The sequence below is a fragment of the Prosthecobacter sp. genome (assembly GCF_046154365.1).
Taxonomy (GTDB): Bacteria; Verrucomicrobiota; Verrucomicrobiia; order Verrucomicrobiales; family Verrucomicrobiaceae; genus Prosthecobacter.
This window is the reverse complement of sequence record NZ_JBJXFV010000013.1, coordinates 1-18,615: the sequence shown is the minus strand read 5'-3', so window position 1 is coordinate 18,615 and position 18,615 is coordinate 1. Positions and strand designations below refer to the sequence as shown.

At 59.4% G+C, this 18,615-nt stretch carries 19 protein-coding genes; 13 read left to right on the top strand and 6 right to left on the bottom strand.

The features are described from left to right. On the bottom strand, positions 1-686 hold a 686-nt coding region (locus ACKVY0_RS01835), incomplete at its 3' end, for a hypothetical protein (RefSeq protein WP_409213079.1). 914 nt (positions 687-1,600) lie between these two features. Here ACKVY0_RS01835 and ACKVY0_RS01830 point away from each other — a divergent pair. The 5 genes from ACKVY0_RS01830 to ACKVY0_RS01810 all read left to right on the top strand — a co-directional run bounded on the left by ACKVY0_RS01830 (position 1,601) and on the right by ACKVY0_RS01810 (position 6,869). After that, positions 1,601-1,813 (top strand): hypothetical protein, encoded by a 213-nt coding sequence (locus tag ACKVY0_RS01830; RefSeq protein ID WP_409213078.1) that lies wholly within the window; start codon positions 1,601-1,603, stop codon positions 1,811-1,813. A 172-nt stretch (positions 1,814-1,985) separates the two neighbouring features. Further along, positions 1,986-3,161, top strand: coding sequence for a PQQ-binding-like beta-propeller repeat protein (locus ACKVY0_RS01825; RefSeq protein ID WP_409213077.1), 1,176 nt, complete (start codon positions 1,986-1,988; stop codon positions 3,159-3,161). Between the two features lie 87 nt (positions 3,162-3,248). Then, positions 3,249-4,463, top strand: coding sequence for a phosphoglycerate kinase (locus ACKVY0_RS01820; protein ID WP_409213076.1), 1,215 nt, complete (start codon positions 3,249-3,251; stop codon positions 4,461-4,463). Positions 4,464-4,586: 123 nt separating this feature from the next. Then, positions 4,587-5,387, top strand: coding sequence for a triose-phosphate isomerase (gene tpiA, locus ACKVY0_RS01815; RefSeq protein WP_409213075.1), 801 nt, complete (start codon positions 4,587-4,589; stop codon positions 5,385-5,387). Between the two features lie 69 nt (positions 5,388-5,456). Further along, positions 5,457-6,869 carry a neutral/alkaline non-lysosomal ceramidase N-terminal domain-containing protein gene (locus tag ACKVY0_RS01810; protein WP_409213074.1) on the top strand — a complete coding sequence of 471 codons (1,413 nt, stop codon included), beginning with the start codon at positions 5,457-5,459 and terminating at the stop codon, positions 6,867-6,869. Here the strand turns inward: ACKVY0_RS01810 and ACKVY0_RS01805 are convergent. The 4 genes from ACKVY0_RS01805 to ACKVY0_RS01790 are packed head-to-tail and all read right to left on the bottom strand — an operon-like array spanning position 6,814 to position 9,406. Next, positions 6,814-7,437: a methyltransferase domain-containing protein gene (locus ACKVY0_RS01805; RefSeq protein ID WP_409213073.1), complete on the bottom strand. Its 624-nt coding sequence runs from the start codon at positions 7,435-7,437 to the stop codon at positions 6,814-6,816. The genes ACKVY0_RS01810 and ACKVY0_RS01805 overlap by 56 nt on opposite strands. Continuing rightward, positions 7,434-7,574 carry a hypothetical protein gene (locus ACKVY0_RS01800; RefSeq protein WP_409213072.1) on the bottom strand — a complete coding sequence of 47 codons (141 nt, stop codon included), beginning with the start codon at positions 7,572-7,574 and terminating at the stop codon, positions 7,434-7,436. The genes ACKVY0_RS01805 and ACKVY0_RS01800 overlap by 4 nt, the downstream gene beginning before the upstream one ends. Then, complete coding sequence (locus ACKVY0_RS01795; RefSeq protein WP_409213071.1) at positions 7,571-8,965, bottom strand: DUF1501 domain-containing protein; 1,395 nt, start codon at positions 8,963-8,965, stop codon at positions 7,571-7,573. Before ACKVY0_RS01795 ends, ACKVY0_RS01800 begins: the two co-directional genes overlap by 4 nt. A gap of 30 nt (positions 8,966-8,995) precedes the next feature. Then, positions 8,996-9,406, bottom strand: a complete 411-nt coding sequence (locus tag ACKVY0_RS01790) for a PIN domain-containing protein (protein WP_409213070.1) — start codon at positions 9,404-9,406, stop codon at positions 8,996-8,998. A 497-nt stretch (positions 9,407-9,903) separates the two neighbouring features. Here ACKVY0_RS01790 and ACKVY0_RS01785 point away from each other — a divergent pair, with 497 nt between their 5' ends. From ACKVY0_RS01785 to ACKVY0_RS01750, 8 genes are all read left to right on the top strand, one after another. Next, a complete protein-coding gene (locus ACKVY0_RS01785) occupies positions 9,904-10,557 on the top strand; it encodes a CDP-alcohol phosphatidyltransferase family protein (protein ID WP_409213069.1) in 654 nt (217 codons plus the stop codon). Further along, the gene (locus tag ACKVY0_RS01780) at positions 10,554-12,275 is read left to right on the top strand and encodes a bifunctional alpha/beta hydrolase/class I SAM-dependent methyltransferase (protein WP_409213068.1); all 1,722 of its coding nucleotides are present in this window, start codon (positions 10,554-10,556) and stop codon (positions 12,273-12,275) included. Before ACKVY0_RS01785 ends, ACKVY0_RS01780 begins: the two co-directional genes overlap by 4 nt. Continuing rightward, entirely contained in the window at positions 12,272-13,513 is a 1,242-nt protein-coding gene (locus ACKVY0_RS01775; protein ID WP_409213067.1) for a phosphatase PAP2/dual specificity phosphatase family protein, read from the top strand. Before ACKVY0_RS01780 ends, ACKVY0_RS01775 begins: the two co-directional genes overlap by 4 nt. 267 nt (positions 13,514-13,780) lie before the next feature. After that, complete coding sequence (locus ACKVY0_RS01770) at positions 13,781-14,356, top strand: DUF1802 family protein (protein ID WP_409213066.1); 576 nt, start codon at positions 13,781-13,783, stop codon at positions 14,354-14,356. A gap of 215 nt (positions 14,357-14,571) precedes the next feature. After that, on the top strand, positions 14,572-15,462 hold the full coding sequence (locus tag ACKVY0_RS01765; protein ID WP_409213065.1) for a DUF2887 domain-containing protein: 891 nt from the start codon (positions 14,572-14,574) through the stop codon (positions 15,460-15,462). A gap of 139 nt (positions 15,463-15,601) precedes the next feature. Beyond that, a complete protein-coding gene (locus ACKVY0_RS01760; protein ID WP_409213064.1) occupies positions 15,602-15,997 on the top strand; it encodes a VOC family protein in 396 nt (131 codons plus the stop codon). Between the two features lie 2 nt (positions 15,998-15,999). Next, the gene (gene alr / locus ACKVY0_RS01755) at positions 16,000-17,100 is read left to right on the top strand and encodes an alanine racemase (RefSeq protein WP_409213063.1); all 1,101 of its coding nucleotides are present in this window, start codon (positions 16,000-16,002) and stop codon (positions 17,098-17,100) included. 68 nt (positions 17,101-17,168) lie between these two features. Next, the gene (locus ACKVY0_RS01750; protein ID WP_409213062.1) at positions 17,169-17,747 is read left to right on the top strand and encodes a PolC-type DNA polymerase III; all 579 of its coding nucleotides are present in this window, start codon (positions 17,169-17,171) and stop codon (positions 17,745-17,747) included. Positions 17,748-17,959: 212 nt separating this feature from the next. Here the strand turns inward: ACKVY0_RS01750 and ACKVY0_RS01745 are convergent. After that, positions 17,960-18,615, bottom strand: a 656-nt coding sequence (locus tag ACKVY0_RS01745) for a SufB/SufD family protein (RefSeq protein WP_409213061.1), incomplete at its 5' end; no start/stop codon positions are given.

Below are 18,615 nucleotides of genomic sequence, written 5' to 3'. Positions count from 1 at the left end.
GCTTCTTCGTCGTCACCGGAGCCGGGGATTTCGAGGAGGTGCTGCTGCATGTAGAGGGAGAGCTTCTCGGGCTGGCGGGCGAACATCTCGCTGAGTTTCAGGAGATTGAGGAAGAGCATGAGCTGGAGGTTCTCACGCGCTAGGCGCTTGCCTTCCTCCGTGGTCGTCTTGGCACCGCTGGAGCTTTCACTGGCGGTGTGGATGGCCACCCAGTCGTGTTTCAGCGTGGTGGCCAGCGTGACGATGGCGGGCACCAAATCAGCCGCGTGCGCTGTGACAACGGTCAGCAGGGTCTGGAGATGCCGTTCCACCTCGTCGTCCCGGCAGGTGCTGAAGATGGTCCGGCCGTGTGGCAGGGCCTCGATCAGCACGGTGGAGGCGCTGGAATATGCGGCGATGAGCCCCGCCTCGATGCGCTCCACGGCGGGCGGGATGGTCTTCTCGCGGAAGTCATCCTTCGCCTGCTTGCGTGCCTTGCGGATGCCAAGGCGGGCTTGATCATCCGTGCAGCAGTCCTCCACTAGGCCAAAAGCGCTGGTGGTGGCCGTGATGCGCGCGGTCAGCTCCCCGCTGACGTTGTTGGCGCTCAAGCGCTGGAGATGATCCGTGGTGAACACAATCAGCCGGACGGTGCTGATTTTGGGATCATCAAACGGGTTCTTTAAAAACGTAGTCAGGTCTCGCATAGAGCTATTCGGTTGAGCATCCACGGAATCAAAGCGCACACCGGAGTCAAAGAAGGCAAAACCGAACCGCGCCATGAAGTGGAGGATGCAGGATTAAAATGAATTTCCGCGCCTTTTTACTGAAATCATGCGTCAAAGTCCATTAAATAAGCAATAGACGTTGCTTATGTGCAGGCGTGATTATTCCACAGATTAAGAGTGAACCACAGAGACACGATGGACACAGAGGTCTGAAATTCATTGGCTTTCCTCTGTGTCCATCGTGCCTCTGTGGTTTAATCAGCCTTGGCTAATGTGGCGCAATCGACTTGCCGGATAGTCATGCGCGCAGGCGTGACACGTGGAATCCTCAGCCGCCAACTTCCGCCATCCCACAGCCCGGCAAATCGGCTGGAAAGTCATTTCCGCCGTGGAAGTGAGCGGGGAACGTCTTCGGAAGCCATTTCCGCCACAGAAATGAGCAACCCACTCGTTAGAAAGCCATTTCCGCCATGGAAATGACCGGGAAACCAGTTGGATGAGCATTTCTGCGACGAAAACAACCGGGTAAGTCGTTGTAAAGCCATTTCCGTGGCAGAAGTCAGCGGGGAACGAGTTCGGAAGACATTTCCACGGTGGAAATGACAAAAAATCTCGTTGGGAGGTCACTTCCGTGGCGGAAATGGCCGCAAATGATGCTTGAGACACGGCCCCGTGTGTCAAGTCGGCCTATTTGAGGGGCAGACTCCTGACTAACTTGGCTGGTAAAAGATTGGGGGTAAAAGATGGGGAACCATTCAATGTCATTAAGTTAAGGCACTTCTCATGATGTGTTCCCGCAGATTCAGATAACCCGCAGATTTTTTCCAGATCCCAATCTGCGGGAACTCCTTCTTAACTTAATGACATTGATGCAGCATCAGCCATTCAGTTCCATGCTTCGCAAGCATGCTCGGGTGGCGGAATATATCGAAAACCTTGCTCCGGCGATGAGTGACCATGTCAACGCGGAGTATCCCTGGGCACATGCTCCAGGCGGAGCCATTGCGCCACGAGATCATCCTTTTGAAGAAGTGTCCGCTACTGAGATGGTCCAGTTTAGGCACTTTGTGGCCGAGTTATTGAAGATACAGGAAGGCAGCCTCTGAATCTCTCACACCATCTGCGGCGACGCCGCCTACGGCGAGCCAAAACCGACCCCGCCCGCCGCCTCGCCCTCCACGCCAGCGAACTGCGCTTCATCCATCCTGCGACTGATGAAAAAATGAGCTTCGAGCTGCCGCTGCCGTCCGTTTTATTGAAACTCATCTCCGCATCCTCATGAAAACCACACTCCTTCTTCTCACCTTCGCTACCATCGCTCAAGCCGCTGACTGGCCGAACTGGCGCGGCCCCAATCACGACGGCATTTCGAGCGAGAAACTGGAGGGGACCAACGTGAAGAAGCTGTGGTATGCGAACCCGGGCATCGGTTTTTCTTCCTTCACCGTGGCCGATGGCCGCGTTTACACGACGGGGCATGCGGACGGCAAAGACACAGTGTTTTGCCTCGACGCAGCGACCGGCAAGCAGATCTGGAAGCACGATTACGCCGCTGATCTCGGCGACAAGTATTACGAAGGCGGCACCTCGGCCACACCGACGATTGAAGGCGGCAAGGCGTATCATTTGAGCCGCTGGGGCGATCTGTTTTGCTTTGATGCAGCAACAGGGAAGGTCGTGTGGCAGAAGAACATCCAGAAGGAGACCGGCGCGGACATTCCTGACTGGGGTTTCGCGGGTTCGCCGCTCGTTTCGGGCAAGCTGCTCATCCTGAACGTCGGCAAGGCCGGCACGGCGGTCGAAAAGGCCACCGGCAAGCTGGTTTGGAAATCGGACACGGCCAACGCGGGTTACTGCACGCCTTATCCGATCACGGTGAATGGTAAAGCGCAGGTCGTTCTGAGTTCGGGACGTGCCTACAAAGGCGTCGATCCCACGAATGGCACGATGTTGTGGGAACACACCTGGTCCACCAGCTACGGTGTCAACGCCGCCGATCCCATCCTCAGCGGCACGAAGCTCTTCATCTCCTCCGGCTACAACAAAGGCTGTGCCCTGCTCGATCTCGCCTCCGCCACGCCCACCGAAGTCTGGCGCAGCCGGGTGATGAAGAATCAATTTAACTCTTCGGTGCTCATCGACGGTCATCTTTACGGCAGCGACGGTGACGAAGGCAAAACCGCCTCGCTCAAGTGCATCGACTTCGCCACGGGCACGGAGATGTGGAGCGAGGCCGACGCTGGCTTCTGCTCGCTCATGGCGGCGGATGGCAAACTGATCGTTTTGACCGCAAAAGGCGAACTCATCATCGCCAAGGCCAATCCGGCCAAGTTTGAGCCGATTTCCCGCACGCCGGTGCTCACGGGCCGCTGCTGGAGCGCTCCGGTGCTGGCAAATGGCCACATCTACGCACGCAATGCGGCGGGCCAGATGGTGTGCCTGAGCGTCAAGTAATCGGTGCCTTTCAGGCACGAAGATTGCGCCCTTGCCAATCCCGCGAAATCCGCGATGGATAGCGCCCCTTTTACCCCAAAAAACACCATGCCCAAGCAGACCATTCGTGACATCGACCTCGCCGGAAAACGCGTCTTTGTGCGCGTCGATTTCAATGTGCCGCTCGACGAAAAAGACGGCCAGATGGTCATCACCGACGCCACCCGCATTCAGGAGACGCTGCCAACTATCAAGTTCCTGATCGAGAAGGGAGCCAAGATCATCCTCGCCAGCCACTTGGGCCGTCCGAAAGGCCAGCGTGACCCGAAACAGAGCCTCGCACCGGTCGCACCGGCGCTCAGTGCGCTGATCGGTCAGCCGGTCGATTTCGCCAGCGACTGCATCGGCGAAGAAGCGAAGGCCAAGGCCCTCGCGTTGGCCAATGGTGGTGTGCTCTTGCTCGAAAACACCCGATTCCACGCTGGTGAAGAAAAGAACGACGCCACACTCGCCAAGGGCATGGCCGATCTCGCTGAAGTTTTCGTCAACGATGCGTTCGGTTCCGCGCACCGTGCTCACAGCTCGACCGCTGGCATCGCCGACTACCTTCCAGCCGTCTCCGGTCTCCTCATGGAGAAGGAATTGACCTGGCTGCACGACGAACTCGAAAATCCCGAGCGTCCGTTCGTCGTCATCCTCGGCGGTGCAAAGGTCAGCGACAAGATCGGCGTCATCAACCGCCTGCTCGAAAAGGCCGACACGATCATCATCGGCGGCGGCATGGCCTACACCTTCCGCAAACTCGTCCAGGGCATCACCATCGGCAAAAGCCTCTACAAACCCGAGTGGGAGCCGATTGCACAAGCCGCTCTCGACAAAGCCAAGGAACGCGGCGTGAAGATCCTCATCCCGGTGGACGCGATGATCACCGACGCCTTCGACTTCGACGCGAAGAAGTTCGGCAACATCAAATTCACCGGCGCTGGCGAAAGCATCCCGGACGGCTGGGAAGGTGTCGATATCGGCCCTGAGTCCGTGAAGCTGTTCGCCGAAGAAATTTCCAAAGCCAAGACCGTCATCTGGAACGGCCCGATGGGCGTGTTCGAGATCAAAGAGGCCTCCAAAGGCACCTTCGACATCGCCGAAGCCATGGCGGCCAATTCCAGCGCGAAAAACATCATCGGCGGCGGCGACAGCGTGAAAGCCGTCAAGAAAGCCAAGCTCGGCGACAAGATGACCTTTATCTCCACCGGCGGCGGCGCCAGCCTCGAACTGCTCGAAGGCAAAGTCCTGCCCGGCGTCGCCTGCTTGAAGGAAAAATGAGGTTTGCGGTGGTTGGCAGTTGTTGGCGATGGTTTGCCATTGTTTTCAAACCTTCCCCAGCCTCTGAGAAACCACTGCAAACAACAGCAAACTATCGCAAACCACCGCAAACTCCCCCACCCCATGCCCCTCGCTCACTTCCGCAAACCGATCATCGCCGCCAACTGGAAAATGCACATGACACCGCAGGAGACGGATGATTTCCTTCGCGCCTTCGCCCGTCTGGTGCCGGACAAATGCCCCGTGCAGATCGTCGTCGCCCCGCCGTTCGTCAGTTTAGCGAAGGCGCAGGATTCATTGACGATGGCACGTGAGCAGAGCGTCGAACTCGCCGCGCAAAACATGAGCCAGCACACCGCGGGTGCTTTCACCGGCGAGATCAGCGCCCGCATGATCAAGGAATGCGGCTGCAAGCACGTCATCCTCGGCCATAGCGAACGCCGCAGCATTTTCGGCGAAACCAGCGCCATCGTGAATGCCAAAGTCCTCGCCGCGCTCGAAGCGCGCCTGCATCCCATCCTTTGCATCGGCGAAACGCTCGCCGAGCGCGATGGCGGCCAGCTTGAGCAGGTGCTCGAAAGCCAGCTCCGCGAATCCCTGGCCGAAGTCGGCCCGCGTCGCATCACCGACAGCGTGATCGCCTATGAGCCCGTCTGGGCCATCGGCACCGGCCGCACTGCCAGCGCGCAGCAGGCCCAGGAAGCGCACGCCTTCTGCCGCAAAGTGCTCGGCGACATGTTCGGAGCCGATGTGGCGGTAAAAATCCGCATCCAATACGGTGGCAGTGTGAAGCCCAACAACATGGCCGAACTCATCAGCCAGCCTGATATTGACGGTGCCCTCGTTGGCGGTGCCAGCATGGAAACCGGCAGCTTCTGGGAGATTTGCCGTGCCGCCATCGACTGGGCGAATGCGAACGCCTAGCCCAGCGGGGTAAAATACTGACAACTCTGGTCTTGCCAGACCTCGGCGCATTTGCCCATACTCGGGCAAATGCACAAGATAATCCTCCCGATCCTCTTCTCTGCGCTGTCGCCGCTGATGGCACAGCAAGCCGTCGGCTGGCAGGCCGGTGCGGCTGATGTGGACATCACGCCTGCTTATCCGGTGCGTCTCAGCGGCTACCGCAGCCGCACGACGGAGCATGAAAAGGTGGCGCAGCGGCTGCATGCCAACGCCCTGGCCTTGCAGTGGCAAGACGATGCGCCTGCGGTCATCGTCACCGTTGATAACTTCGGCGTGCCCGCGGCAGTGCGTGCCGAGGTGCTCAAGCGCCTCGCTGCCGGTGGCAAAACCATCGCCGACGAACGTTTCGCGCTGCACTCCAGCCACACGCACTGCGCCCCCATGCTCAAAGGGGTGCTGCCCTATCAGTTTGCTGCGGACTTGCCTGCGGACCAGCAGCAGCAGGTGGAACGCTACACCGAGGAACTCACCGTCAGCATCGTGAAGCTCATCGGCGCTGCACTGGGAAAAATGGAAGCGGCACAGCTCGATTGGAGCGTCGGCAAAGTCTTCTTCGCGTTCAATCGCCGGCTCAAAACCGCAGCAGGCATCCAGAATGCCCAAAACTTCAGCGGCCCCGTGGATCGCGCTCTCCCAGTGCTGCGGGTGAGGAGCGCCGACGGCAAAAAACTCATCGCCACGCACGCCAGCTACGCCTGCCAGTGCTCCACATTGGAGATCAACGAGATTCATGGCGACTGGGCGGGACTCGCCCACGAGGAAATGGGACTGCGCTTCCCAGGTTCCGTCTGCCTGATCGCCATCGGCTGCGGCGGCGACCAAACCCCATCGCCGCAGCGGGATATTCGTTTCGCCATCGAGCACGGAGTCAGTGTCGCCAAGGAAATCGTGCGCCTCATCAACCGCCCCATGCAGGCCATCAGCGGCCCGCTCAACTGTGCGAACAAGGAAGTCATGCTCCCCTTCGAGAAACTGCCCACCATGGCGGAATGGAAAGCCAAAGCAGCCGACAAAAACCCAGCGGTTGCCTATCACGCGGCCAAACAGCTCGCCCTGCTCGAACGCGGCGAAAAAATCGCTCCCGCCCTGCCTTACACCATACAGGTGTGGAACTACGATGATGATCTGCTCACCATCAACCTGCCCGGCGAGGTCGTGGTGGACTACAGCCTGCGCTTCAAAAAGGAGTTCGATTCCGTGCGCACCTGGGTCAACGGCTACACCAATGACGTACCCTGTTACATCCCCTCCCAGCGCGTCTGGGATGAAGGCGGCTTCGAAGGCGGTGATGGCATGATCTACTTCGACTGCCCCACACGCTTCGCCTCCGGCATCGAAACCATCATCGCCAGCGCGGTGCGGCAGCTCGTGCCGCAGGAATTCATCACCCGCCGCATGCAGAACCCGCCGCCGCCCCTAGCGGACGAGAGCAAGAAGTGAGTCGCAGCACCCGCACGCACTCACGGCCTGCACGACCCGGAAAAGCCGCTGCTGGCACATAACTCTCGATCACTTCAAAGCGTTCGGCGAAGAGCGCCGTGAGTTCATCCTGCGAGATGCCGAATGGCGGCCCCGTTTCGCCCGGATCCATCTCCGGGTTGAGGTAAAACACGCCGACGAGCAGTCCGCCCGGCTTCAGCAGTGACGCCACCGCATCGCGATATGCCGTGCGCAACTCCGGCGGCAACGCACACAGACAGGTGTGCTCCACGACGGCATCGAATTTGCCTTCATAGGCAAACAGATCACCGCATACAAACCGCCCCGCATGTTGCGGATACGTTTCCTGCGCCCGCGCAATCGCCGTCGGCGCGAGGTCGAGGCCGATGACATCCAGTCCGCATGACAGCAGATGCGCCACATCATGCCCCACGCCGCACCCAGGCACCAGCACCCGCCCCATCAGCTGGTTGCGCGCCAACCATTCCACCAGCGGTGGTGAAGGCAGACCCTTGTCCCATGGCGTGAAGCCGTCGCGATAACTCTGATCCCAGTCGGTGATGTTCATGGCGTTTTCTGCTGCTCGTGCTTGATCACGCCTTCCAGCGTCCAGGTGCCGATGTAGTGCTTGAAGATCGCATGCGTGGTCAAATCGGCCATCGCTGGCGTTGTCATCAAAACCAATGCGGCGAGAAACGTCTTCATGCGATGATGTCGTGAATGACGTTGCCGTAGCTGATCGGCACCGGCCGGTTCGCCACATCACGCACCTCGGTGTCATGGCGGATGCCAAGCAGATGATACATCGTCGCGGCGAGATCATCCGGCTTCACGGCTTTCTCGGCCGGATGCTCGCCATGCTTGTCGGAGGCACCATGCACATAGCCACGCTTCACCCCGCCGCCTGCCAGCAGCGCGGTGTAGCACTGCGGCCAGTGATCGCGGCTGACGTTCTTGTTGATCTTTGGCGTGCGGCCAAACTCGCCGACCCAGACGACGAGCGTTTCATCCAGCAGCCCGCGTTCGTCGAGATCGGTCAACAACGTCGGCAGCGTCTGCTCGGTGATCGGCAAATGATATTTCTCGATGATCGGGAACATGCGCGTGTCATTAAAGCCATGCGTGTCCCAGCCGCCTTCGCTCGTGCTTTGGCCGCCGATGCCTTGGGAGAAATTCACCGTCACAAACTTCACCCCCGCCTCCACCAGCCGCCGTGCCAGCAGCAGACTCTGTCCATACGGCGAGCGGCCATAGCCATCGCGCACCTTGTCCGGCTCCTTCGTCAAATCGAACGCCGCGCGCAGCTTCTCGCTGTGCAGCATCGCCAAGGCCTTGTCGTAGTAGGATTCGATGCCGCGTGCCTCGGCGGAGTAATCAAGCAGCCGCGTCTGCGAATCGACGAGCTTTTGCAGCTCACGGCGCGCATTGAGACGTTCAAAACTCACACCATTCGGCAGACTCAACTCGGGCAGTGCAAAGTCAGGCGCATTCGGATCACGCAGCACGATGAACGGATCATGCTCCTTGCCGATGAAGCTCGCACGCTGTCCCGGCGTCACCGAACCATCGCTCACGATGTAAGGATACGTCACCGCCGTCGGCAGTTCGCCCTGCAACGGCCCCAGCGCATCCACTACCGACGAATAAGCCGGAAACAAATCCGGTGAGTCCTTCAACCGCTGATCATCACTCGGCGGCGCATGCCCGCTCAGCGCGTAATAGCCCGCGCTGTTGTGATTTTTCATCGTGTGATGCATCGAGCGGATCAGTGTGACCTTGTCCATCACCTTCGCCGTCTTCGGCAGCCGCTCGGAGACCCAGATGCCATCCGCACTCGACTTGATCGGCTTGTGAAAGCCGCGAATGCCCTCGGGAGCATTCGGCTTCATGTCAAACGTCTCCAAATGGCTCGGCCCGCCCCATTGGAAGCAAAAAATCACCGCCTTCGCCCGCGCCACCAGCTTCTCAATCCCCTGCCCTTCCGCCCCGCGCAAAAATCGCGGCATCGTCAGCCCAAACATGCCCAAGCCGCCCGCCGTGAGCAATTGGCGGCGGCTGATGGGCGAACAAGCGCCGGTGGGATTATGGGACGGCATACAGTGATTGAACGACACATCATGGCAGCTTCATGCCTTGAAAGGATTCACAATCGCTATCAGTGGAAAGTCATCCTCATTTCTTGTTACCAATTTTAGGCTCCAGGCTCTCGCCGTCGCTGCTATTTGGCTGTCTAACAATGGTGGCGAATAACCCGCGTCTTTAAGCTCCCGCGTGTACCGCGCCCACTCCCAGGCTGCGGATTCGTCAAATGGCAGGATGAGTCCGCGGTAGTCCTCCTGCACGAATCGTAACTCACGCGCCAGCGCGGCCTTGCGCTTACCATCCGCCATATTTTCCAGGCCGGATGCCAGCTCAGAAAGTACCAGCGAACAAAGACAGACCTCCGCGTCATGCGCATCGACCCAAGCCACCACTCGCGGGTCGGGGACTTCCCGCATCAATTCGGAGATGATATTGGTGTCGAGCAGGTATTTCACAACGCTGGAGGCTCGGGAATGGGGTCACGGCGGCGGGTGAGTTCCAGGCCACGCAAAGCGGCAAAACTCCGGGTCAGTGTCCGCTGCGGCCTGCGCAGCGGGCGCAGCAAAATCACTCCAGAGCTGGAAACCATCACATCGTAGTTCCGATTGGCACCTGCATTGGCGGCGCACCGAGCCTCTGGTGGGAGAATAAGATGTCCATGTGAGTCTAAAGTCGCGATCATGGATGAGCATAGACTCCATCCTTAGATTTGGCAACGCACAGCCTTCAATCCACCTCAGCCACGGACTCCGGCTCAGAACCTCGGCGCAGAGTATGGCTGCCGTGAGGTAGAGACAATTGCGAGCCGTTTGGTCACGAGTCACCATCACGTCTGGATAGTAGCGCCTTTCATGGATGTCGGTTTTCTGCTGACACGAAACACGCTAGGACGCGAACGGCTTTGTTCAATCGCACTCTTGCAGCCCGCTATCGACTATTGTTTGATTCGTGTATGAGCAACGACCCTACAGCACGACGTCCTTTAAAGTCACGCAGCACGGCCTGGGCGCAGTTTTTCTCGCGCGGCATGCTAAGGCTCGGGTTGCGTCCGAACACCGTGTCGCTGCTCAGTCTCGTCTGCGCTGCTGTGGGTGGTGGTTCGGCATTTTGGGCAGCTCAAACTGAGCCCGCATGGGTGTTCTGGTTCATCGCCGCGACGGGCATTCAACTGCGCTTGTTCTGCAACATGATGGACGGGCTGCTCGCCGTCGAAGGTGGCCTGAAATCGGCCACGGGTGAGCTTTACAATGAAATCCCGGACCGCATCGCCGATGCGTTGATCTTGGTGCCACTTGGTTACGCAGTCGGCACCACCTGGGGCATCGCGCTGGGCTGGGCGGCGGCCTGTGGATCGGTTTTCACGGCCTATGTGCGTGCGCTCGGTGCCGCGCAGACTCGCAAGCACGACTTCTGCGGACCGATGGCCAAACCGCACCGCATGGCGGCTGCCACACTCGGTTGTTTGGGCATGATGACACTGGCGTTGCTGCACATTGCTTGGCCACTGATGCACTGGACGCTGGTCGTCATCAATGCAGGCATCATCATCACCGGCTATCGACGCGTCCGCCATCTCGCCGCCACTTTGAATCAAACACCCTCATGAGCACCCGGCTTCAATTCACCACCGACGACGATTTATCGCTGCACTACAAAGCATGGAACGTGCAGGGAGCCACCAAAGCACTCGTGCTGCTGCATCGTGGTCATGAGCATGCGGACCGCTGGGACTCGGTGATTCCCAGCCTCACGATGCCAGATACCGCGATCTATGCGTGGGAAGCACGCGGGCATGGTCAGTCGCCAGGTCGCCGTGGTCATGCCGCAGGTTTCATGGAGTATGTGCGCGATCTCGACACGTTTTTCCGCCATCTGCAAAAAGCACACGGCTTAGTGCCGGAGCGCACCGTCGTGGTCGCTCACAGCGTCGGCGGAGTCGTGGCGGCGACTTGGGTGCATGACTTTGCGCCGCGCATCGCGGGCCTCGTGCTCGCCACACCGGCGCTGGAGGTCAATTTGATCGTTCCAGGGGCACTGACGAGCATCCGCATGATGCAGAAGCTCAAATCCGACGCCACCATCAAGAGCTACGTCCGCGGAAGCTGGCTCACACGCGATGCGAGCGCCGCAGCGGTCTATGATGCCGACAAACTCATCTCCAAGGACATCTCGGCCAAAATCCTTGTCGATCTCTTCGACACCGCGCAGCGCGTGATCAGCGATGCGGAGGTCATGGACCGGCCGCTGCTGCTGTTTTCCGCCGCAGCCGATAAAGTCGTCAAAAAGCAAGCCATCGACGCGCTCTACACCAACTATGGCTGCGAGCAAAAAACGCATCTCACGCTCAAAGGCGCACGCCATGCCATCTTCCATGATCTTTGCCGCGATGAAGTGTGCGGCGCCATCAAACGCTTCGCCGAGCGCTGCATCGCCAACTTCACGCCGCCACGCTTGGAGACCGATTTGACGCATCCAGCCACGAATGCGGAGTATGCCGATTTGAAGAAGCCGCTGCCATCGCCCTCGCTGCGCGGACTTTCCTACATCGTTCAACGTGCAGCTCTCGGTACGACCGGAAAACTCAGCCAGGGCATCCGCATCGGCCATGCGACGGGTTTCGACTCCGGCGAATCACTCGACTACGTCTATGACAACAAGCCGCGCGGCAGTCTGATCATCGGCAAAGTCATCGACTACTTCTACCTCAACGCCATCGGCTGGCGTGGCATCCGCCAGCGTCGTGCGTGCATGAATCAAGCACTGCGCTATGCCCTGAAGCACATCCGTGAAGCCAACATGCCCTTGCAGCTCATGGACATCGCCGGAGGTGCCGGGCGCTACTTGCTGGATGTGCTCGACGAGCCCGATTTGAAAATCCTCTGCCGCGACTGGAGTGAATCCGCCTTGGCGAGAGGTCGTGAGTCCGCGCAGCAGTTGGGCCTGAGTGAGCGCATCACGCATCTTCGCGGCGATGCCTTTGATGAAGCCTCACTCGCCAGTGTAGAGCCAAAACCCTCTATCGCCGTCGTCTCAGGCCTTTATGAGCTGTTCCCAGAGAACGACAAGCTCCAGCGCTCGCTGCGTGGATTGTTCAGCGCCGTGAACCCAGGCGGCTATCTCATCTACACCGGCCAGCCGTGGCATCCGCAGGTGGAAATGATCGCCCGCACGCTGACGAACCGCGACGGGCAGTTCTGGGTGATGCGCCGCCGCCCGCAGGGTGAGATGGACGCGCTCGTCGAGCAGGCGGGCTTCAAAAAAGAGAAGCAGTGGATCGACGACTTCGGCATCTTCACCGTCAGCATCGCCCGCAAGCCCGCATGAACCGTGAGCCGAAACTGCTCTGGCCTGCCATCTGGCGGCTCGCGCTCGCTGGAGCCACGTTTGTGCTCGTGTACAGCGGCTGCAATCACTTCACCGCCACGCGTGGTGATGTGCCGACGCTGATGTTCGAATGGGAGCGGCACATCCCGTTCGTGAGGGAGCTGGTGGTACCGTATTGGTCGCTCGATCTGTTTTTCTGCGGCGCGTTTTTTCTCTGCGGCAGCATGCTGGAGCTGAATCTGCTCACGAAGCGCCTCATCGCCGTCACCGTGCTCAGTGGCGCGTGTTATCTGCTGTTTCCGCTAAAGCTCGCATTGCCCAGGCCGGAGCCAGTGGGCTGGACCGCGCCGCTGTTTCACGCGCTCTACTTCAACGACCTGCCCTACAACCTCGCGCCGTCGCTGCACATCAGCCTGCGATCGCTGGTGTGGGTGTTTTACGGCGCGCATCTCACCGGATGGCTGCGCACCTCCGTGAAAGTGTGGTTCATCCTCATCGGCCTCTCCACGCTCCTTGTCTGGCAGCATCATCTCATCGATGTCGCAGGCGGATTCGTCATGGGTTGGGCCATTGCGGCCTTCATCCCCGATCCACGCCAACTCGGCACGCGCAATCCTTCACGCCAATACGCGCAGCGCTATGGACTCGGCTTCGCTGCCTGTACAGCACTCAGTTTCGCCTCCATCTTCTTCCTGTGGCCTGCCGTGGCGTGCGGGATCATGGCGCTGGCGTATGCCACGGGCCTGTCGCGACTGTTGGGCAAAGAAAACGGCACCCTCTCGCCCTCCGCCGAGTGGTGCCTGCTGCCGGTGCTCATCGGCACCAAGTTGATCCAACGACGCTGGCTCAAGCGCTGCCCCGGCTGGCATGAAGTGACTCCAGGCCTCTGCTTCGGCCGCAAAGTCACCGCCAAAGAGGCCACATCGTTGTTGGGCGATCTGGCCGTGCTCGACCTCACCGCTGAATCCAACGCGCCCGTGGCCTTCCGTGAGCACGCGCATTATCACAACCTGCCGCTGCTCGATCTCGTCCCATTAAAACCGGAGCACATCCAGGCCGCGCTGAGCATCATCCGCGAACAGCGTGCCGCCGGACGCCGCGTCTTCATCCACTGCCAGCTCGGCCTGCAACGATCCGCCCTCATCGCCGCACACTGGCTGGTGGAAAATGGTGACGCATCCAATTTGGAGACCGCGAAGCACCAAGTGAGAGCATTGGAGCCGCAGGTGGTGATCTGACAAACCTGGCCCCTCACCCAGCCTCTCCCCGAATGACGCTGGTCAGCATCATCACCTTGGGCGGGGAGAGGGGATTCGTTTTGCGGCAGCTCGAAAGCACTCTCCCTCTCCCCGCCAATGGCATCCATGTCATCTCCCGATCACTTCGGGGAGAGGGCCGGGGTGAGGGGTGTCTCAGCGTTTCGAGCTTCCTTCGTCATTCAGATTTGGTCATTCGTCATTTGCACCACCCCTTGCTCTCGCGATTCCTACATGACTTCAACCACCATGCCCTCACTCACCGCCCCCACCGGCTTCAAAGAATGGTCCTTCGTTTGCGATGCTCTCGCGCAAGGCCAGCTCAGCATCATTTTGCGCAAAGGTGGCATCCACGAAGGACGTGGTGGCTTTGAGTGGAAGCACCGCGAGTTCTTCCTGTTTCCAACTTGGTTCCACACTCAGGCCGACAAGCTGAGTTGGGTGCCGGAGAACACGCAGCGCGACTTCCCACCGGAGGAGGAGCGCCAGACCGTCGATATCGACGGCTGCGCCACGCTGGAACAGGTGTGGAAGGTCACCGATTGGGGAAAAGTCGCCGCACTGGCCCCACTGCACATCTGGAACCAGGACGTGGTGAAGGAGCGCTTCATTTACGACGATGAAAGCTGCCTGCATGTGGCCCTCGTGCGCGCTTACAAGCTACCGCAGCGCTGGCACTTCCCGTATGCCAAAAGCTACGGCGGCTGCCGCTCCTGGATCACCCTGCCGGAGGAAGGCCTGCCCATGGCAGCGGCAGCGACACCTGCGCTGAGTGATGGTGCCTTTGCTGATGTGTCAGCGAAGTTGAAAGCGATCCTGGGCTGAGGGTGAATTGAGCATGGCAATCGCGCAGCGTGCTGGGTATAAACTCGGCCATGCCTCTTACTCGCCGCTCCATGGTTGCAGCTCTATCATCCATGCCACTGCTATCCGGTCGGGCAGCATGGGGCCAGGCTCACGCGGCACACGCTGGCGAGTGTAGCGCAAAGTGCTTGCGCTGGCAGAGGACAGTCGCAAATCTGACGCCAGCACTCAACAGGATGGAAACCGACGCGCACCTCTATGAAATCTTCCGTGACCACCCGGAGTGGATCGCCGATTTGATGAACGAACCGTTCCCGGAGCCGGGTACCTTCCGCTCCATCACCATCAAAAAAGTGGAGCGCAGACTCGACGGCCTACTGATCCCGACGAACCGACGCAAGCCACTGCGCATCATCGAGTTCCAGTTCTTCCCCAGCGCCGACATCTACCTCCGCGCCGTCGAGCAGCGAATCGCTGTGCAGCGGCTTTATCCTGACCGCGAAGTGGAGGTAATCATCATCTTTGCCAATCGACGCCTGGATACACGGCCCGCGCCGTGGACCAGCGTGGTGCGAGCAGTTTATTTGGACGAAGAAATGATCATCCTGGCCCAGCGCGACTCGAACCACCCGCTGCCCAAACTGCTGGCTCCCGTGTTTGAGAAAAGTGATGCCGTGCTTGAAGCCACCGCTGCCAAAGTGTATGAGAGTCTCGGTCGGCTGCCGAAGACTTCCGCTACCCAGCGTGACACATTGCGGCTAATCTACTCCAGCCTGCTCTTCAGCCGCTTTAAACACAAAACCACCCAGGAAATCACCGCCATGATCACCTCACTCGACATCACCAAAACCCGCGCTGGCAAAGAACTTATCGCCATCGGCGAAGCAAGGGGTAAAGCGAAAGGCAAAGCGGAAGGCAAAGCGGAAGGCAAAGCGGAAGGCAAAGCGGAAGGCAAAGCGTGCACTTTGCTGCACATCCTACGGAAACGCTTTGGCAAGCTATCGAAGACCATCGTCTCACAGATCGAGCACCTCGACTACCTACAACTCGAACAGCTTGAGGACCGCGTGCTTGATCTGCCAAACCTACAGCAGCTTAGCCTATGGCTGCGGCAGTTGCAGCAGTAGCCAGACCTGCTGCTTGCCACAGTGAATGGTACAGCGAGAGAAACCAGGTGTCAGAAAATAGAGTGCTCACTTAGATTGATGTGGAGCGCTGACGATTCGTCGGCATAGAATGTTTTGGGCGACGAGTCGTCGCCACTCCATGGACGCTATCCGCCTCACACTCATAGTCATCCGATCCGGCCATCTTGAGGCGATGGCGGCGTTTTACGGTGCCTTGGGCGTTCGGTTTGTGAGGCATCGCCACGGCACCGGTCCCGAGCACCTCTCTGCGGAGGTCGATGGCGGCGTGGTGTTTGAGAGCTATCCACGGAAACCCGGCGATGAATCTACCATGGCGACAAGAATCGGATTCGGTGTGAATTCGGTAGATGAGGCATGCACATCCGTGGCAAAAGCTGGTGGCCGGATTGTGTCGGTGCCCAAAATTGGAGAATGGGGTTTGCGAGCCGTGGTGGATGATCCCGAAGGCCATCGTGTCGAACTGACCCAGAGAAAATCGAATGCCGACGGTTCGTCGGCTCTCCATGATATTTGAGAATGGACGCCATCCGACCAACCCACGTCGAAATCAATCTCGGCAACATCGCGCAGAATTTTGACGCGATCCGGGCGCATGTCGGTGATGCGGCAGTGATGCCGGTGGTGAAAGCAAATGCTTATGGGCATGGCATCGTGGAGGTGGCGCAACATCTCGTGAAACATGGCGCGACATGCTTTGGTGTGGCCTTGCTCGAAGAAGCCGTCGTGTTGCGGCAGGCGGGCGTGGCGGTGCCTATTCTGGTCTTTGGTGGTGTGGCCACACGGCAGATCCCGCAGTTCATCGCGCATGATCTGATGATGACGGCATCGTCGGTTGATAAACTGCGGCAGATTGATGACGCAGCGGCGGCGGCGAAGGTGAAGGCGCGAGTTCACCTGAAGATCGACACGGGCATGGAGCGCATCGGCGTGCATTGGTACAGCGCGGAAAAGCTGCTGGAGGCCAGTTTGGGCTTCGCGAACGTCGAGGTGGCCGGGATTTACTCGCACTTCGCCAGATCAGATGCGGAAGACCTTTCCACGGCGCGGGAGCAGTTGGCGCGCTTTCTTGAAGTGCTGAAGTTTTATCCACAACGCGGCCTGAAACCACCGCAGAGGCACATCGCGAACTCCGGCGGCATTTTGCAGCTTCCTGAGAGCCATCTCGATCTCGTGCGGCCGGGGATCATGCTCTACGGCGTGTATCCATCGCGTGAAACGCAGCAAACTGTCGCGGTGAGGCCGACGCTGAGCTGGAAATCGCAGGTGGTGTATTTCAAGGTGGTGCAGCCGGGCCATCCGGTGAGCTACGGCGGCACTTGGAGCAGTGATCATCCCGTGCGCGTCGTCACGGTGCCGGTGGGCTATGGCGATGGGTATTTCCGGGCGCTGTCGAATCGCGGCCAGGTGCTCATTCGCGGGCAGCGGCATCCGATTGTGGGCCGTGTGTGCATGGATCAGTTCATGGTGAACTTGGAGTGGGGCACGGCTTACAATGGGGATGCGGTGACGCTCATCGGCGACTCGATCACGGCGCAAGATGTCGCGGACTGGGCGGGGACGATTCCGTATGAGGTGCTGACGAACATCAATGCGCGGGTGCCGCGCGTGCATGTTTAATGCCTTGCATTCGGCGGGTGATGGACGCAACAAAGGGGTGGGACGCGATGGCGGGTTCCGCCTCATTCATGAACCTCATCATCTTCGACCTCGAAACCACCGGCTTGTTACCCTCCCAGCATGAGATCATCCAGATCGCGGCAATGAAAGTGCAAAATGGCCGATGGGATGCAGGCGAGTATTTTGACAGCTATGTGCGGCCGGAAAACCACATCCCATCGTTCATCACGAAGCTGACAGGGATCACGCAGGCTCAAGTGGCGGACGCGCCGTCGCCGGTGGACGTTTTGATGCAGTTCTCACGTTTCGTGGGTCAGAATGCGACACTGATTGCCCACAACGGTCTGCGGTTTGATATGCGCTTCATCGCCGAGAACTGCATGCGCCACGGCATTCCCGTGCGGGAGACGAGCGCCTTAGATTCGCGGTCGTTCTCACGCAAAATCTGGGGCGGCAAAGGCGGCCATGGCCTGGACGCGGTGCTAAGCCGCTTGGGGCTTTCCAGCGAAGGCGTGAAGCGACACGATGCTCGCGGTGATGTGCAATTGCTGGCCGAAGCGGTGAAGCAGATGTGGACGCGGCTGACGCCAAGCTTCAAAGATTGTCCTGTGGATCTCTCCGTGGGTGTGATTCCAGCGCTGGCGTGAGGCGGAGCGCGAGTATTCTACTCGCCTAACTTTCCTGACATTTCGCTGCTTCAAAAAGCAGCCTTTTGGCCAGTTGGTGGACTGCGTGTAGATGGCGGGAACGCCGGATGATGAAGTGGGGAGCAGGTTTCCACCTTCGCCAATCCGTTCTCCGTAGCAAGACTGCGAAGGATGAAGGCTACGGCGGACACGTTCGCCATACTCGCGCTCCGTCAGACGGCCAGGATCAGCTTCTCGTGGATGCGGGAGACGACCATGTCGGCGATGGGGCCGTTGCCGAGTTTGGCGAGGGCGTCGGCGAGGAAGCCTTCGACGATGAGCTTGCGGCTTTCGCCGTCGGTGATGCCGCGGGCTTTGAGGTAGAAGAGTTCTTCGTCGCTGATGGGGCCGCTGGTGGCTCCGTGACTGCATTTGACCTGATCGGCATTGATTTCGAGGCCTGGAAGTGAGGTGGCTTCGGCTTCGTTGCTGTTGAGGAGATTGCGGCAGGTCTGGTAGGCGTCGGTGAAGTGTGCTTCTTTATCGACGGTGATGAGGCCGCTGAAAATGGAGCGCGATTTGCCGTAGAGGGCGTTTTTGTAGAGCAGATCGCTGGTAGCATGTGGGGCCTTGTGATTTTGAAGCGTGCGTTGATCGACGATTTGATCGCCCGTGGGCAAGGCGACGCTGAGCATGTCGCTGTGTGAGCCTTCGCCAAGGAGATCGCTGACACTTTCGCTGCGGCTGAACTCGGCGCCGAGTTGGACCTGGAAATTTTTCACCTGCGCATCGCGTGCAGTGACGGTGCTGGAGAGGTGCATGGCCTGTGCTTTTTCGCCCAGTTCCTGGCAGGCGATGTAGCGGATGCGGCTGCCTTTGCCGGCGACAA